At 64.5% G+C, this 16,588-nt stretch carries 10 protein-coding genes; 7 read left to right on the top strand and 3 right to left on the bottom strand.

Annotation, left to right across the window (positions count from 1 at the left end):
• Positions 1–100 precede the first annotated feature (100 nt).
• Together JOD78_RS14630 and JOD78_RS14625 are read right to left on the bottom strand one after the other, a co-directional pair.
• Entirely contained in the window at positions 101–1,912 is a 1,812-nt protein-coding gene (locus JOD78_RS14630; RefSeq protein ID WP_134134719.1) for a GGDEF and EAL domain-containing protein, read from the bottom strand.
• 13 nt (positions 1,913–1,925) lie between these two features.
• Positions 1,926–3,659 carry a methyl-accepting chemotaxis protein gene (locus JOD78_RS14625; RefSeq protein ID WP_134134717.1) on the bottom strand — a complete coding sequence of 578 codons (1,734 nt, stop codon included), beginning with the start codon at positions 3,657–3,659 and terminating at the stop codon, positions 1,926–1,928.
• A 252-nt stretch (positions 3,660–3,911) separates the two neighbouring features.
• Here JOD78_RS14625 and JOD78_RS14620 point away from each other — a divergent pair, with 252 nt between their 5' ends.
• Complete coding sequence (locus tag JOD78_RS14620; RefSeq protein ID WP_209568612.1) at positions 3,912–4,910, top strand: MerR family transcriptional regulator; 999 nt, start codon at positions 3,912–3,914, stop codon at positions 4,908–4,910.
• A gap of 215 nt (positions 4,911–5,125) precedes the next feature.
• Here JOD78_RS14620 and JOD78_RS14615 read toward each other — a convergent pair whose 3' ends face one another.
• Entirely contained in the window at positions 5,126–6,853 is a 1,728-nt protein-coding gene (locus JOD78_RS14615) for a methyl-accepting chemotaxis protein (RefSeq protein WP_204725115.1), read from the bottom strand.
• 429 nt (positions 6,854–7,282) lie between these two features.
• Between JOD78_RS14615 and JOD78_RS14610 the strand changes: the two genes are divergently transcribed.
• The 6 genes from JOD78_RS14610 to fliD all read left to right on the top strand — a co-directional run bounded on the left by JOD78_RS14610 (position 7,283) and on the right by fliD (position 16,582).
• Positions 7,283–8,872, top strand: coding sequence for a diguanylate cyclase (locus tag JOD78_RS14610; protein WP_209568613.1), 1,590 nt, complete (start codon positions 7,283–7,285; stop codon positions 8,870–8,872).
• 388 nt (positions 8,873–9,260) lie between these two features.
• Positions 9,261–9,779 (top strand): sigma-70 family RNA polymerase sigma factor, encoded by a 519-nt coding sequence (locus JOD78_RS14605; protein ID WP_245202144.1) that lies wholly within the window; start codon positions 9,261–9,263, stop codon positions 9,777–9,779.
• Positions 9,780–9,787: 8 nt separating this feature from the next.
• Positions 9,788–10,741, top strand: coding sequence for a FecR domain-containing protein (locus JOD78_RS14600; RefSeq protein ID WP_209568614.1), 954 nt, complete (start codon positions 9,788–9,790; stop codon positions 10,739–10,741).
• Positions 10,742–10,754: 13 nt separating this feature from the next.
• Positions 10,755–13,241: a TonB-dependent receptor gene (locus JOD78_RS14595; protein WP_204725112.1), complete on the top strand. Its 2,487-nt coding sequence runs from the start codon at positions 10,755–10,757 to the stop codon at positions 13,239–13,241.
• A gap of 142 nt (positions 13,242–13,383) precedes the next feature.
• Positions 13,384–14,502, top strand: coding sequence for a VirK/YbjX family protein (locus tag JOD78_RS14590; RefSeq protein WP_209568615.1), 1,119 nt, complete (start codon positions 13,384–13,386; stop codon positions 14,500–14,502).
• Between the two features lie 25 nt (positions 14,503–14,527).
• Complete coding sequence (gene fliD, locus JOD78_RS14585) at positions 14,528–16,582, top strand: flagellar filament capping protein FliD (RefSeq protein WP_204725111.1); 2,055 nt, start codon at positions 14,528–14,530, stop codon at positions 16,580–16,582.
• Positions 16,583–16,588: the final 6 nt, after the last annotated feature.

Here is a 16,588-nt window from a genome sequence, read left to right as displayed (position 1 = left end):
CAGATTTATATTTCTATCCGGAAATATACGCCTCACCAATCCTCACCGCAAGCCCCCTCCTTTTTGGGCATGCGCCGCCGGCAGCGTTGATGGGCGCGGCTCAATCGCGCGCCGCGATCCAGTCCCAGGTATCGGCGGCCGCCATCGGGCGGGCGATGCCGTAGCCCTGGCCGTATTCGCACCCGAGGTGATGCAGGATGCGGCGGCACTTCTCGGTTTCCACGCCTTCGGCTACGACGGCAAAGCCCAGCTTCTGCCCGAGGTGAATCATCGAAGGCACGATCTGCTGGTCGGAGTAATTGCTTTCCATGGTGCGGATGAAGGACTGGTCGATTTTGAGGTAGTCCGCCGGAATGTTCTTGAGATAGCTCAGGTTGCTGAAGCCGGCCCCGAAATCATCGATGGCCACTTTCACGCCCAGGCGCTTGATTTCCTGGATCCGCCCGTAGAGCGCCTCGGGGTTCTTGCTCATCGCGCTTTCGGTGAACTCGATCTCGATCAGCCCGGCCGGAATGCGATGCCGCTGCAACTGCATAGCCAGTGCCAGTACCAGATCATCATTGTCGAAGTCGCGGGCCGATACGTTGATGGCCACCGGAATCGCCCGCCCCCGGCGCGCCCACGTCGCCGCCTGCTCGATGCCATGTTGCAGCACCCACAGTGTCACCTGGCGAATCAGCGCGGTCTTCTCGGCCAGCGGAATGAAGAGGGCCGGCGAGATCAGCCCATGCACCGGATGGCGCCAGCGCAGCAGCGCCTCCACCCCGACGCAATGGCCCGAGGCCAGCGCGATCTTGGGCTGGTATTCCAGCCACAGCTGGTCGCCCGTGAGCAGCGCGCCGGGAATGGCCGACAGCAGTTCGAAGGAATGCTTCTGCTGCTTGCCAAGCGGCTGTTCATAGCGGCATTGCAGGCTGCCGCAATCACGTGCCATGTCAGCTGCCGTCAACAGCGAGGGCACCAGTTCGTCGATGTCTTCACACTGTCCCAGCGGCACGATGCCCACGGAAATTTCCAGCCGATGCGGAATACCCTGGTACTCGACGGTACCGGCGAAGGCACGTTCGATCTGTTCCACCTGTTGCTGCCAGATGTCGCGCCGCTCCAGGTAGGCAAAGGTGGTGGTGCCGATGCGATAGAGCGCCACCTCACCCAGCGACTGGCGCAGCTGTTCCTTGGCCTGGATCAGGAAACCTTCCACGTAATCCCAGCCCAGCGCCTTGATCATGTCGCGCAGATACACGCGATCACAGATGTCGACCGCCACCGCCGTCAACTTGCCGGACAGACCCTCGCCGTCCTGCCCCAGCGCAGCGAGACTATGCAGGTCGGCGGTCAGGCGGCTGCGATTGGGCAAGGAAGTCAGGCTGTCGATATAGCTGGACACCCGCAGGATCTCCAGCCGCGCCATGACGATGGCCGCCAGCAGCGTCAGCTTGGTCCGATCAGCATCACCGAAGGCGGCGCGTGGCGACTTGCCGATCACGCACAGCGTCCCCAGCCGCACGCCATCGCTGGCCTGCAGCGGGGCCCCGGCATAGAAGCGGATGCCGGGCTCACCGGTCACCAGCGGGTTGTCGGCGAAGCGCAGGTCCTGGGTCGCATCCAGCACCACCATGACCTGATCCTGCTCGATCACGTGGCTGCAGAAGGACTGCGAGCGCGGTGTGCCGGGTGCCTCCAGACCGCGCCGCGACTTGAACCACTGGCGGTTTTCCGCCACCAGCGAGACCAGCGCGATCTCGGTGTCGAACAGCGTGGCGGCCAGTTCGGTCACCAGATCACACAGCACATCGGGATGGGTATCCAGCACGCAGTAGGTATCGAGCACGGCCAGGCGCTCACGCTCCCGTTCGGCTTGCGCGGCTTGCCCCGTCAAGGGGGCGGTCAATCGGAGGATGTCGGCGTGCATGGTGGCGTGGCGATCAGAAAGTAACCCATTCGTCGGAAGCGCCCGCCAGACTGCGGCTGGGCACCGGTGCCGACAGGCGAGGCTCGCGCGGTGCAATGCGCGGCTTGATGGTGGCCGGGGCCTTCTTCATGGCCGCCGGTGCCGGTGTCACTGCGGCGGCAGCTACGTCGATGGGCATCTCCTGGGCGGCCTGTGCATCGAGGCGGAACACGCTGACGGCCTGCGCCAGTTCCTGCGCCTGTTCCTGCAGCGATTGCGAGGCAGCGGCCGCTTCTTCGACCAGGGCGGCATTCTGCTGCGTGACCTGATCCATCTGGCCGACCGCCTGGCTCACCTGCTCGATGCCGGAACGCTGTTCTTCACCGGCCGCGCTGATCTCGTTGATCATGCCGGTCACGCGCTGCACGCTCTCGACGATCTCGCGCATGGTGTCACCGGCTTCATTGACCAGCACGCTGCCCGATTCGACCTTGGCCACCGAGTCGCTGATGAGCGCCTTGATTTCCTTGGCAGCGGCGGCAGAGCGCTGGGCCAGGCTGCGCACTTCGGTCGCGACCACGGCGAAGCCGCGCCCCTGCTCACCGGCACGTGCCGCTTCCACGGCGGCATTCAAGGCCAGGATGTTGGTCTGGAAAGCGATACCGTCAATCACGCTGATGATGTCGACGATCTTGCGCGAGGAGGCATTGATTTCTTCCATGGTTTCCACCACGCGGCTGACCACGCCGCCACCGCTGCTGGCGATGTCGGAGGCGGCCTGCGCCATGCGGTTGGCTTCGCGTGCATTGGCGCTGTTCTGCTGCACGGTGGAGGTCAGTTCTTCCATCGAGGATGCGGTCTCTTCCAGCGAGCTGGCCTGTTGTTCGGTGCGCGAGGACAGGTCCAGGTTGCCGCTGGCGATCTGCGAGGAGGCGGTGGCGATCATGTCGGTACCACGGCGCACGCCCGAGACGATGGTGACCAGGCTGGCATTCATGTCCTTCAGTGCGCTGAGGAGCTCGCCGGTTTCGTCACGGGAACGCACGTCGATGCGGGCGGTCAGGTCGCCGCCGGCCACCTGGCGTGCCAGGCGCACGGCCACGGCCAGCGGACGGGTGATGTTGTTGGCCAGCCACCAGGCCAGCAGCAGCGCCAGCACCACCGCGACCACGCCGCCGATGATGAGGGTCTTGCCGGTGAGCGCTTCCAGTGCATCGGCCTGGTCGCTGCGCTCTTGTTGCAGACCGCTTTCCATCCGGTCCATCTCGGCGAAGATGGCGCGCATGTTGTCCATCTCGGCTTTGCCGCGGCCGGCCTGCACGAGGGCCACCAGCTTGCTCATGTCCTCGCGCCCGTCACGCACGGCGCGGCGCAGGGCGATGGTGGGCTCGATGGCCGTGCTCACCCAGCGCTGTTCGGCTTCGGCCACTTGCTGCAAGCGCTGTTGCTGGGTCGGGTTGTCCACGGTGAGCTGACGGGCCTTGTCCAGATGCGTTTTGAAACTGGCCAGGCCCTGCTGCATCGGTTCAAGCGAAGCCTCATTGCCGGTCAGGGCGAAACCGCGCGCGCCGGTTTCCATATTGATCAGGCTTTCGAGCATCGCCTGCATTTCTGCCCGTGCCTGGTAGCTATGGATGTTCATGTCATTGGCTGCACCCAGCCGCGCAAAATTGGCATAGGCCACGCTGACCAGGATGACCAGGATGGCGGAAACCAATCCGAAGCCGATATAGAGGCGAGTGCCGATTTTCAGGTCCGATATTTTCATGATGGTTCTTTCCGGGGGGATGCAAGGTTTCTCGAATGGATCGACACGTGTCCACAAGGAGCGGGCCGATTCTTGTTGTTGATCACGATGTTTCACATTCAGGCAAAAGCGTGACATACTCAAAAGATCACCAAAACAAACGGTAAAAAATCTTTTTCAGCGTGCAACAAATTTGCTTTGCAACGACTCTGAACAGATATATTTAAAAAATATCCGTACATTACAAAAATATTTTTCGTTGGAAATACGACAATGACGAACCAACAAGCCCCCTCTTCACCGGCTCCCGCGGCAGAAACAGCCGAGCTGTCCGACCTGCCGCTGCTGCGCCCCGGCGCGGTGGCGCGCCAGTTGGGCATGGCAGTCGAGACGCTGCGTGCCTGGGAACATCGTTACGGCATCACCTCCTCGCAGCACAGCGGCGGCGGCCAGCGCCTGTATTCGCAGGAAGACATGCAACGCCTGGTCTGGATCAAGACACTGGTGGATGCCGGCCATCGCATCGGCAAGCTGGCCACGCTGCCCCCGCAGGACCTGCAGGCGCTGGCGCAGAGCCTGCCTGCCGAGGGCAGCGGCAGCCACGAGCGGCATGCCGGTCCGGCCACGCGGCTGGCCCTGGTCGGCCCCTGGATTGCCACCAAGGCGGTCGGCCAGGCGCTGGCGCATCGGCAACTGAGCGTCATCATGTCTGTCGAGAGCCTGGATGAACTCGACCTCAGGCAGTTCGAGGGCGACCTGTTGCTGCTGGAAAGCACGGTCCTCGACAGCGATCTCGATCAGCGGCTGGAGGGGCTGCGCCGCGACGGCGTGCAGGTACCAGTACTGATCCTGTATCGCTTCGGCTCGCCGGAGATGGTGGTGCGCCTGCGCGAAGCCGGGCATCGGGTGGTGCGCAAGGCGGTGGAAGGGATCGATGTGGAGTGGCTGTGCGAGATGATCCGGCGCATGGAGCCGGCAGCCGCGCAGACGCCGGGCGAGGACGAATGGGTTCCGGAGCCGCGCTTCAGCGAGAGCGCCCTGGCGTCGGTGTCGGACCAGTCCGATCGCATGCAATGTGAATGTCCGCGCCATCTGGCCGAACTGCTGACGGCACTGGCCGGATTCGAACGCTACAGCCGCCAGTGCGAAGACGACACGACCGAGGAAGCCGAACTGCATCGGGAACTGCGCATTGCCGCCGGACGCGCACGCCTGCCGCTGGAAGACGCACTGCAAAAGCTGGCGCGCTTCAAGGGAATTTCGCTGACGTAAGCACAGTTGACCGGGGTGAGGCCGGTCCGAATTCGGGGCAGTATTCTGTACAGGATCTCGCTCAGAATTCGCACGTGAATTGACGCGTTAATTCACGCTTTAATTCACGCTTGAATTCAGGCCTCAATGCAGGCTTGAATCAATAAAAAAAAAACAGCGCGCCCAATGGACACGCTGCTTGCCAAACCCTCCCCTTGCGGGATTGAGCTGGCCCTTCAGAACTGTTCCCAATCCCCTTCTGCAGCGGCCGGCTTGAGGGCCGGCTGCGCAACCGGCAGGGCCTTGGCCGGTGCGCTGGCCTTGGCTGCCGGCTTGCGCGGCAGTGCTGCGGCACGGGGCGTGACGTCCACGGTGCGTGCCGCGGTAGCAGCCACCGGTGCCGGGCGACGCGTTTCTTGGTGGCTCAGCTTGAAGATGCTGACCGTTTCCACCAGACGGCCCGACTGCTCCTGCAGCGATTGCGCAGCGGCGGCCGCTTCTTCCACCAGCGCGGCATTCTGCTGGGTCACTTCATCCATCTGCACGATGGCCTGGTTGATCTGCTCGATGCCATCGCTCTGTTCGCCGCTGGCGGCGGTGATCTCGGCCACCACATCGGTGACGCGCTTGACGCTGGCCACCACTTCATCCATGGTGGTACCGGCCTGTTCGACCAGGCGACTGCCGTTTTCCACGCGCTCCACCGAGGCGTCGATCAATGTCTTGATTTCCTTGGCGGCGGCGGCACTGCGCTGCGCCAGGGTCCGCACTTCAGAAGCCACCACCGCGAAACCGCGCCCCTGCTCGCCGGCCCGGGCCGCTTCCACGGCGGCATTCAAGGCCAGGATGTTGGTCTGGAAGGCGATGCCATCGATGACGCTGATGATGTCGACGATCTTGCGCGACGCATCGTTGATCTGGCTCATGGTCTGCACCACTTCACCGACCACGCTGCCGCCCTGGATTGCCACCTGCGAGGCGGTTTCGGCCAAGGTGTTGGCCTGGCGGGCGTTGTCGGCGTTCTGCTTGACGGTGGAGGTCAGTTCTTCCATCGCCGAAGCGGTTTCTTCCAGCGCGCCGGCTTGCTGCTCGGTGCGCGAGGACAGATCCAGGTTGCCGGTGGCGATCTCGCCGGAAGCGGTATTGATGGTGTCGCTGCCCTGGCGCACTTCCGTCACGATGCGGTGCAGGTTGTCGTTCATGGCCTTGAGCGAGGCCAGCAGCGCGCCGGTTTCATCCTTCGACGCATTGTCGATCTGCACCGTCAGGTCACCAGCCGCCACAGCCGTCGCCACTTGCACAGCCTGGTTGAGCGGACGAGTGATGGAACGCGTGATCAGCCAGGCACACAGCGCAGAGAGCACGATGGCAGCGGCCGACAGCAGCACCATGATGTTGACCGCATTGCTGGAGGCGTCATTGGCGCGCTCCACCGCCTTGTCCATCAGGCCGGCCTGGAACGTGGTCATGTCCTTGAGCGCAGCGAAATATTTGTCCTGAGCAGGAATCGTCACATCGAACAGATAGGCCGTGGCCTCATCCCGTTTCTGCTGCAGGACCAGCTCCACCACCTTGACGCGGTGCTTGCTGTACTCGTCACGGGCTTGCGTCAGCGATGCAAAGATTTCCTTGCCGCGCGGCGTGTTGATGAGTTTTTCCATCCGCCCGAGCAACTCGCTGACATCCTTGGTATTGGTGTCGACCCGGTCGAGGTATTTTTTCACCTCCTCCGGATTGCGCGCCAGGATGGCATTGCGCAGACTGCGGGCGGCCGTGTTGATCTTGTCGCTCATCTGCGCACCGAGCGCGACCTTGACGTAGCGGTCATTGACGATTTCCGAGGTGGCATCGCTGACCGACCACAAATTCTTGACGCCCACGCCCGCGATCAGGCACATCACCGCAATGAGTGCCGCGAAACACACGCCCAACCGGACGCTGATCTTCATATCCGTGATTTTCATTTCATCCCCTCTCCGTTTTTACACCTGAGCCAATCCCAAGAAACCCCTGTGCCGGGCCGACACTTGCCAGCCGACTGAAAGCAATATAAACGATTTATTTAACGTATTCGATTAAAATGTTTTTAACGACGAAATTTCGTCGCATTTTCACGCCACAGTTGCCGGATCAATCATCCAGGCGTGACAAATGGTGAGCATTACCATGCGGAAATAGCCATTCCATAAGGAAATGAGAGAAATTCGCGAATCGATCGATGCCTGCCGAAAAGCAACAAGCGACTTAATCCACATCAAAATTCCGCCCTTTAAAAAGGGGCTTTCTATTGCAATAAAGGAAATCAAAATGCATTTGCATTAAAATACAAATGGTGAATTTGATTAATTTGATTTCAGATTGACACGTTCACCCAACATCCCCCGGAGTAAGCCATGCCCCTCACTCGTCTCAACAACAAGGTCAGGATCACCTCGCTGGTCCTGGCCATCCTGGGCAGCGCGCTGTTCGGTTATGCCTTGCTCAACGGCAGCCTCAGCAGCCGTGAAGCAGCGATCAAGAGCGGCGAGACCGCCACCCTCAACCTCGCCACCGGCCTGGCTACCCAGGTCAACCTGAGCTTTCGTGCGGCCGACCTGCTGATACAGGAAATCGCCGGACTGGAAGGCAGCCGCAGCCTCTCCCCGGCTGAACTGCAAGGCCTGGTGCAAGATCTGCTCACCCGGCAAAGCCAGCTCTTTCCCGAACTGGACAGCCTGCTGGTCATCGACGAGCAGGGCCACACCCGGCAGCGCTGGCCCGCCCATGCGGAGCCCGCCGGTCTGTCCGGCATGGAACCTGCAATGGCCATGGCGCGCGGAGAGCGCCGTGTGGAGGACAAGACCGGTGGACTGCAGATCGGCACCCCGGTCATCAGCAGCGTCACCGGCCGCTGGATCATTCCGGTGACGCGCACGCGCCTGCGCCAGGGCAAGCCGACCGGCGTCATCCGCGTGGGCGTGAGCCTGGACCACTTCATGCGCCTGTTCAACGAACTCAACATCGGCAAGCAGGGCTCACTGGTACTGGCCAGCACCGACGGCAGCATGCTGCTGCGCCGGCCCTACGGCAGCGAGTTCCTCGGCAAGAGCATGGCCGATCTGCCGCTCTATCGCGATCATGCGCAACAGCGCCAGTCGGGCTGGGCGGTGATCCAGTCGGCCCAGGATGGCGTGCTGCGCCTGAACTATTTCACCCGGGTGCCGGACTATCCGCTGTTCGTCACGGCCGCACTGGCGCATGAGGAAATGCTGGCCGACTGGCGCGAAGCGCAGCGTGCGCAATTGCTGGTGATCGTCTCGGCGGCGCTGCTGGTCGGCCTGCTGACGGCCTATCTGTTGCGCGTGGTGCGCATGCGCGATCGCGCCGAAGAAGAGATCGAAAAGAAGAACCTGTCCCTCAAATTGCTCACCGAAAACCTGCGGGCCCAGGCCATGCTGGATGGCATGACCGGCATTCCCAACCGGCGCTACCTGGATGAACAGCTGCAACTGGCCATGCGCAATGCCAGCCGCAGCAAGAGCGCCCTGTCGCTGGTGATGTTCGATGTCGATTTCTTCAAGAAGTACAACGACCTGTACGGCCACATCCAGGGCGACTACTGCCTGCAGGACGTGGCCCGCACCCTGCGCGGGATGCAGCGTCGGCACGGCGACCTGGCAGCGCGCTACGGCGGCGAGGAATTTGCGTTGCTGCTGCCCGACACCGATCTCGACAATGCTCATCGCATCGCCCAGAAGGTGCTTGATGGTGTGCGCGCACTGGCGATCCCGCATCAAGGCAATGCCGGTGGCGTGGTCACCATCAGCGCCGGCGTGATGAGCTGCGTGCCACGGCCCGAAATGCGCATCGAAGATCTGTTCGCGGGAGCTGACCGCGCACTCTATCGCGCCAAAGAACGCGGCCGCGACCGGGTGGAAGACTGCCAGCTGCCGCGTCCGGTAACGCCTTCGATCAAACCGGATGCGGCCGCAGGAAATTCGTAGTGAAGTGCGCAGAAATCAAAGAGGAACTCGCAATAAAAATGAATGACATCCGGTGCGAATGAGATCACCAACATGTCTCCGCAGCTGACAAAACACTGACTACGGGAGCGATCCCGTCACGGAATCTCCATCGAAACTTTACACTTTGGTCACACAACGGACTAAGTCAATCGCCCGGAAATGCCTGTCGATACTGATCAAAAGCATGCTCAGATGCACGGCGCATCCATGGTCGCAGGCAGTTTTTTCACAACTGTGAATTTCTCTTATAATTTGCAGCGCATCCCATCCCTCGACAAGAGCGGACTGGTGATGAGACCAGCATGGCCACTGCGGCCTCCCCCTCGAACATTACTCGCATTTTTGACCGCGCATGAGTTCACCTCTGATGTCCGATCCGCTCGGCGCCATGCACCAGATCGAAGCCATGTTCATCGAACACCATGGCTGGTTGCGCACGCGCCTGCGGCGCAGCGTGGGGGATGCCTTTGCCGCCGAGGACGTGGCCGCGGAAACCTTCACCCAGTTGCTCACCTCGCCGCCGCAGGAAGTGCGCGAACCGCGCGCGCTGCTGACCACGATCTCGCGCCGCATCGTCTACGAGCTGTGGCGACGCCGCGATCTGGAAGAGGCCTGCCTGCAAGCACTGGCGCACACCAACGGCGAAGCCCAGGCCATCTCGCCCGAAGACCAGCTGCAACTGCTGCAGGCCCTGCGCGCCATGGACCAGGCGCTGGCCGGGCTGACCGCCAAGGAATGCGCGGCCTTCCTGCTTTACAAGCTCGACGGCCTGACCTACCAGGCCATCGGTGAACAGTTGCGCATCACGCCCAGCGTGGCCCGCCGCTACGTCGCCAAGGGCCTGCTGCAATGCTACAAGGCCGCCGGCTTCGCGCCGCTGGGGTAACGGCGCGCATGAAGAACGAAGACAAGATCGTGGAGCAGGCCATCGAGTGGATGCTGCAGATCGAACAAGGCGAACTGAGCAAAGGCGAACAAGCCGCCTTCGAACACTGGAAAGCGGCTGATCCGCGCCATGCCGTGGCCTATGCCAATCTCGCGCAGTCGGTGCAGCAGTTCGACGTTCCGCGCCAGGTCGGTGCCGCCCCCCAGGTGCTGCGCAACACGCTGCAACAGAAGAGCCGGCGTCGCAAGGCCCTCAAGCAGATCGCCATTCTGGCCGGCCTCACCGTGGGTGCCGGCCTGCTGGCCGACCGCGTCACCCCGCTGGCAGGACTGCGCGCCGACCTGCACACCGGTACCGGCGAGCGTCGCCGCACCCTGCTGGCCGACGGCAGCACCCTGATCCTCAACGCGCGCAGCGCCATCGACCAGCAGATCGCATCGGGCACGCGGCAAATCCGCTTGCTGGCGGGCGAAATCCAGCTGCAGGTAGCGGCGCGTGCGGACCTGCCCTTCATCATCCAGACCGTGCATGGCAGCGCCGAGCTGCTGGGCGGAACGCTGGCGATGGCCCTGCAGCCCGCCCGCACCGAACTGGTAGCGCTGCAGGCCGCCCAGGTCGGGGTGGTGACCCGCAACAATACCCGTGGCCAATTGGCCGGCGGCCAGCATCTCTGGTTCGACAGCGACCGCATCGGCAGCGCCCGCGCCAATGCCGGCGGCGAAACCTCATGGGTCGACGGTTACTACACCGCCGCCAACAACACGCTGGCCGAAGTAGTGGCAGCGCTGCGTCCTTACCGCACGGGCATCCTCAGGCTCGATCCGGCCGTGGCGGGGCTGCGCATCAGCGGTGCCTTCCCGCTGGATGACAGCGAGCGCGCCCTGTCGGCACTGGCCAGCGCCTTGCCCATCTCGGTGACACGGGTGAGCCCCTACTGGGTCACCATCAGCGCACGCACCTGAACCCGCCTGCTTCATGCGCCCCACCCGCCTCGCCCTCCTGCTGGCGCACTGCCTCGCGGCCAGCCCGCTGGCGCTGCTGGCCGCGCCCGCTGCCGCGCAAATCGTTTCCGCCTCCGTCCCGCTGGCGCAGTTCGACTTCCAGTTGCCCGCCGCCAGCATGGAAGCGACGCTGGCCGCCATCGCGCGTACCGCCGGTGGCATCGTGCTGTTCGATCCGGCGGTGACGGCCGGGCTCGCCAGCAACGGCGTGCAAGGCCGCTACACGCTACCCCAGGCACTGCAGCGCGCACTGGCCGACAGCCCGCTGGAACTGGTCGCGCAGGCCGATGGCTCATACGGGGTACGCCGCATTCCGGAAGTGCTGCCCCGCTACAATCCGCCGCTGCCACCGGTCATGCAGACCGGCACCGGGGAGGAGCGCAACAGCAGCCACGGTTATCTCGACAGCGGCTTCCTGGCCCGCGGCAGCCGCCTGGCCACACGGCAGGAAGAAAAACTGTCGGCCCTGCCAGTGTCGCTGCAGGAGATCACCAGTTCCGTTCTCGAAAGCCAGCAATCGCGCTCGGTGGTGGACAGCCTGCAGAACATCAGCGCCGTGGTCCATGGCCGCGGCGACGGCGTCGACCAGGCCGGTACGCTCTACGTGCGCAGCTTCATCGCCCCGGTCATGCGCGATGGCTGGGGCGATCTGGTCTCGCTGTCCAACGTGACCAATGGCCGCGTCGCCGGCTCACGCAGCATCACCTCGCTGGATGTGCCCATGGCCGCCATCGAACGCGTCGAAGTCCTGGGCGGTGCCGACTCCATCGTGGTCGGCGGACCGATGGAACCGGGCGGATCAGTCAACATCGTGACCAAGCAACCGGTGGCCGATACCCTGCGTGAATGGACGCTGGAGGTGGACAATCGCGGCCATCGCCGCAGCGCCCTCGACCTCGGCGGCAGCCTCACGGAGGACCGCGCCTGGACCTATCGCACGATCCTCTCGGCCACCCACGACAAGCGCACCCTGGATGGCTACGACGGCGCGCGCGAGTTCTACCTCGCCGCCTCGCTCGGCTACAAGGACCGTGATACCGCCGTGGTAGCAGGCCTGAGCCACCACGTCACACGGTCTCCCTTCGGCGGCTACCAGAGCGCCATGCTCACCGACACCGGCCCCGGCCCTGACCTGCGCAACACGCCCTGGGGCCTGCCCGACGATCACAGCCAGGCCACCAAGAGCGAGCTGTTTTATCGCTGGGAGCAAGACCTGGGTGACGGCTGGCGTCTCAACAGCAAGGCCCGCCTGACGCGGCTGCGCTACCACTCCGCCGGCTACACCAGTTGCTCGCCGGTCGATCTCGACGAAGGCACCGGCATCTGCGTGAGCGACCAGTCGCTGCTGCATTCGGACAGCATCGGGCTGGACAACAGCCTCTCCCGCAAGATCGTCAGCGGCGAGTGGCAGCATACGGTGATGGCCGGTGGCAGCTTCACGCGCACACGCCTGCGCCGCTACAGCGACACCAGCAATTCGAACGTCATCGGAGTCACCTGGCCGCCTGTCGCCAGCGACTTCCCGGCCATCACCGATACCCCCGGCATCGTCAGTGGCCGCGACGCGATCTACACCTCCAACCTCTACCTGCAGGACCAGGTGCGCTGGCGTCGCTGGACGCTGCTGGCCAACATCGGCTACGAACAGGAACGCAACAATTTCTCTTCGGACGTCGACATGAACGGGGTCGAGCACGACACCTCGCCGCCCCGGCACGGCCCGGTCTACAACCTCGGAATCGCTTATCGGCTCAGCGACACCGCCACCGTCTACGCCAATGCCTTCCGCAGTTTCACCCCGGGCCAGCTGCTGCTGGACTCCAGCCTCAATGGCGGCAAACCCGGCATCAACAGTGCGCCCGCCACCACCGGCAAATCGGCGGAAGTCGGCCTCAAGCTGGAGCTGCTGGAGCGCCGTGCCATCTTCACCGCCGCCCTCTACCGTGCCAGCCATACCAATGTGCTGCAGTTCGTGTTTCCCGATACCAGCTCGCCCTTCAACAGCTACGTGCTGCTGCCCTCGGCCGTCAGCCAGGGCGTGGAGCTGAACCTGTCGGGCCGGCTGGCCCGCGGCTGGAACATCATCGCCAGTTACAGCTACAGCCTGTTCCGTCCGGCCGCGAGCACCGAAGAAGACCGCCGGATCGCGCAGTTCGCCCACCATCGCGCCAGCTTGTGGAGCACCTATGACCTGCAGTCCGAGGCCTGGCGCGGCTGGGGCTTCGGGGCCGGCCTCACCGCACGCAGCAGCTACATGGCCTTCAGCGACAGCAATTCGCAGGTACGCATCGCCGGCCAGACCCGGGTCGACGCCAGCCTCTACCATCGCGGCAGCGGCAGCCGCACCACGCTGGGCATCCGCAACCTGTTCGACCGCCGCCTCTACAGCGACTTCGCCACTACCACCATCGGCGTGGAGCCGTCCCGCACGCTCACCCTGACCCATGTCGTCGAGTTCTGAACTGCTCCGCCAGCGCGCCTGACCGCTGCCAACGCCCCCCCTGAAAAAAAATTTGTAACAGACCGTCATTTTGCGCGGCTCGTTGCACAAGCAAGACAGAGAGCTCCCTTTCTCTGTCTTCATCGTGCAAGGAGTCGTCCCCATGTCGTTCATTACCGTTCCGCATACCCCCGGCCCTTACGGGCTGCTGCTGGACATCCAGGAACCGTTGCTGGCCTGCCTGAGCCTGTTGCTGCTGGCCGTGGCGTGTTACCTGCTGGTACCGGGCGTGGCCCGCTGCGTGCAGCTGGTACGTGCCAGTACCGGTGCCGCCCGCCCCTCCCCGGCCTGGAACGCGGCCGTTCCCGCGCGCCTGCGTGCGGCCCGCCCGAGTGCGCCGCTCAGCCTGCTCAGTGCTCCGGACCAGCCGCGCGCGCCGCTCTCTCGCCTGGCCCGGCAGATCAAGCTGCGCGCACGCGGCCTGCTGGCCCCGCGCCAGACACGGCAATGGCTGGATTTCTGGAACCTGACCGCCACCCATGCGGCCCTGGCCGTGGCCACGCCGCGCCTGCTGCACAAGATCTACCGGCCCTACCAGTCTCTGCGCCTGCGCCGGCCGCAACGGCTGGAGATCCTGACCAGCCACTACGACTTCGTCATCCGCCGTGGCCTGGCCCCGCTGGTGCTGCAAGCCTCGCAGCAGCAGATCCCGATCGGCCAGTTTCAGGGCAAGTCGGGCCAGGACTACGAAGTGCGCCTGGCCGCCATCAACAGCCTGGACCACGAAGGCGAACTGGCGCTGCACCTGTATCGCGGCCAGGACCACCTGTTCTCGACCGCCTTCACCCTGTGCCGCCAAGGGAACTGCTGGATCGTGCGCATCGGCTGCCTGCAGGGCGGCGGCGGCGCTGACAGCCGCGAGCAGATCCGGCGCGCCACGCGCGACCTGTTCGGCCTGCGTCCCAAGGCGCTGATGATCCGCATGGTGCGCGCCATCGGCGCCGGCCATGGCTGCAGCCGCGTGCTGCTGGTGAGCAATGGCAATCGCGTAGCCAGCCGGCACGGCAAGCGCGGGCGGGTCCACGCAGACTATGACGCTTTCTGGCAGGAACTGGGCGCAGCAAGGCGCAGCGATGGCGACTACGAATTGCCATGTGAAGAAACGGCACCGGATCTGCAATCCCTGCCCTCGCGCAAGCGCGCCGAAGCCCGCCAGCGCCTGGCGCTCACGCAGGCTGTCACGCAGCAGGTGCGCGGCGCGCTGGTGCGCACCGGCACCTGAACACCGACTGCGCTACGGAGGCAACATGGCAACATCTACCGGCTCCATCTCCACCTCGGCGGGTCCACTGGACGTGGCCAACCTGGTCAACCAGCTGGTCGCCGTGGAAAGCAAATCGCGCCTGACGCCGCTGGCCAGCAAGGCCGATGGCTTCAATGCCCTGCTGGCCGCCTATGGCAGCCTCGACAAGGCGCTCGGCACCTACCAGAGCGCGCTGGCCGGGCTGACGGCCGCCAGGTTCAGCGCCCAGAAGGCGGCGGTCAGCAACAGCGGCAACGCCACGGGCAGTGGCAGCGAGGTCAAGACCGGGGCCGACGCCATCAGCGCCGACATCAACGCCGATGACTCCACCCGCGCGCTGGCCCAGAAGATCCGCTCCAGCGGCTTTGCCAGCGGCCAACTGTTCCGGGCTGGCGATTCACTGGCCATCAAGGTCGGCACCCGGCCACCGACATTCATCACGCTCAAGGCAGACGCCACCGTCACCGGGCTGCGCGATACCATCAACGCCGCCAACGCAGGCGTGACCGCCAGCGTCACGCGCGACGAAGCCGGTGAACACCTGGTCCTGGAATCCAATACCGGCGGCACCGCCAACACGCTGAGCGTACGATCCAACAACAGCCTCTCCGCGATCAGCTTCGACCCACAGCAGCAGCGACCCGGTGCCATGACGCAAACCCAGGCCGCGCGCGACGCCACCCGTGCGGTGGCCGGCAGCTATGCGCTGAGCGTGGAGCAACTGGCGCAGGCGCACAAGCTCAGCTCGGCCGGCATCAACCCCGGCACCACTTTCGACGTGGGTGTGCTGGCGATCAAGACCGGGCAGGGATCGACCGCGCTCATCAAACCCGCCAACCACACCCTCGCCGGCGTGCGCGATGCCATCAATGCGGCAGAGGCTGGCGTGAATGCCTCCATCGTCAGCGACGGCAAGCAGGAACACCTGGTGCTCACCGCCAAGGAGAGCGGCGCGCAAAACGCCATCCGGGTCTCGGGCACGGGGGACTTTGCGGTGTTCGCTTCCGATCCTTCCGGCAATGTCAGCACCGCGTCGGTCGCGCTGGAAAAACGTTTCGGTACAGGGACCGTGAGCCTCACGGTTGGCACCCGCAATTTCAGCCTGTCACCAGTCTCCAGCACGGCCGGTACCGCACCGGGCCTGGCCGACGTGGCAAGCGCCATCAATGAGGCCAAGGCCGGCGTCACCGCGACGGTGCGGCGCGAAGGCCAGGGTGACCAGGCCGTGGAACGGCTGGTGCTGAGCAACGGCGGCAGCGATGCCATTCGCCTGCGCGGCAGCGGCGACTATGCGGTGCTCACGGCCAGCGCCATGGGACAGCTGCAACGCCCGCAGGACGCCCGGCTCAGCATCGATGGCGTGGCCATCACCGCCCCCGGCAACCAGATCCGCGATGCCATCTCGGGCGTGACGCTCAACCTGAACAAGACCACCCGCAGCGGCGACCGCTTCACGCTCACCGTCAGCAACGACAACAGCGGTGCCAAGGAGGCGGTCAACAGCTTCGTCAATGCCTTCAATGCCTTGACCAAGTCGGTCGCCACACTCACCCGGCAAGTCCCCTCCAAGGTGCGCGGCCAGGCCGGCGAACAGGGACCGCTGGCCAGCGAAACGATGGTGCAGGCCCTGATGGGGCAGTTGCGCAACGCGGTGCTGGGGGCCGTGAGCGGCAATGAGCATGGCTCGCTGGCGGCCATTGGCGTGAGTTTCAAGAAGGACGGCACGCTGGCCCTGGACGACGCCCGCCTGAGCAAGGCCGGCAGCACCAGCTTCGATGCGCTGGCGCGCCTGTTCACCGACAAGGGCGGCGTGGTCACGCGCAGCCAGGCCCTGCTGGACAAGGTGCTGGGCGAGACCGGGCTGCTGGCCGGCAAGACGCGCGGCCTGCAGAGCAGCCTCAAGACGGTCTCCGACCAGCAGGCCGCTGCCCGCGAACGCCTGTCCAACCTGCGCGACAGCTACACCAACCAGTTCAATCGCCTCAACCTGACGCTGGCCCGGATGCAGGCCTCGCAGTCCTACCTGACCCAGCAACTGGCGCGCCTGCGCAAGACCTGACGCCCT

Source organism: Herbaspirillum sp. 1130 (genome assembly GCF_017833835.1).
In the GTDB taxonomy this organism is placed as follows: domain Bacteria; phylum Pseudomonadota; class Gammaproteobacteria; order Burkholderiales; family Burkholderiaceae_D; genus Herbaspirillum; species Herbaspirillum huttiense.
This window is presented reverse-complemented; position numbering and strand designations above follow the sequence as displayed.

Excerpts from the sequence above, each read along its gene's own strand:
- JOD78_RS14595 (WP_204725112.1), top strand. The coding sequence starts at position 10,755 with ATGCGCCCCACCCGCCTCGCCCTCCTGCTGGCGCACTGCCTCGCGGCC.
- JOD78_RS14605 (WP_245202144.1), top strand. The coding sequence starts at position 9,261 with ATGTCCGATCCGCTCGGCGCCATGCACCAGATCGAAGCCATGTTCATC.
- JOD78_RS14620 (WP_209568612.1), top strand. The coding sequence starts at position 3,912 with ATGACGAACCAACAAGCCCCCTCTTCACCGGCTCCCGCGGCAGAAACA.
- fliD (WP_204725111.1), top strand. The coding sequence starts at position 14,528 with ATGGCAACATCTACCGGCTCCATCTCCACCTCGGCGGGTCCACTGGAC.
- JOD78_RS14590 (WP_209568615.1), top strand. The coding sequence starts at position 13,384 with ATGTCGTTCATTACCGTTCCGCATACCCCCGGCCCTTACGGGCTGCTG.
- JOD78_RS14630 (WP_134134719.1), bottom strand. The coding sequence starts at position 1,912 with ATGCACGCCGACATCCTCCGATTGACCGCCCCCTTGACGGGGCAAGCC.
- JOD78_RS14600 (WP_209568614.1), top strand. The coding sequence starts at position 9,788 with ATGAAGAACGAAGACAAGATCGTGGAGCAGGCCATCGAGTGGATGCTG.
- JOD78_RS14615 (WP_204725115.1), bottom strand. The coding sequence starts at position 6,853 with ATGAAAATCACGGATATGAAGATCAGCGTCCGGTTGGGCGTGTGTTTC.
- JOD78_RS14625 (WP_134134717.1), bottom strand. The coding sequence starts at position 3,659 with ATGAAAATATCGGACCTGAAAATCGGCACTCGCCTCTATATCGGCTTC.
- JOD78_RS14610 (WP_209568613.1), top strand. The coding sequence starts at position 7,283 with ATGCCCCTCACTCGTCTCAACAACAAGGTCAGGATCACCTCGCTGGTC.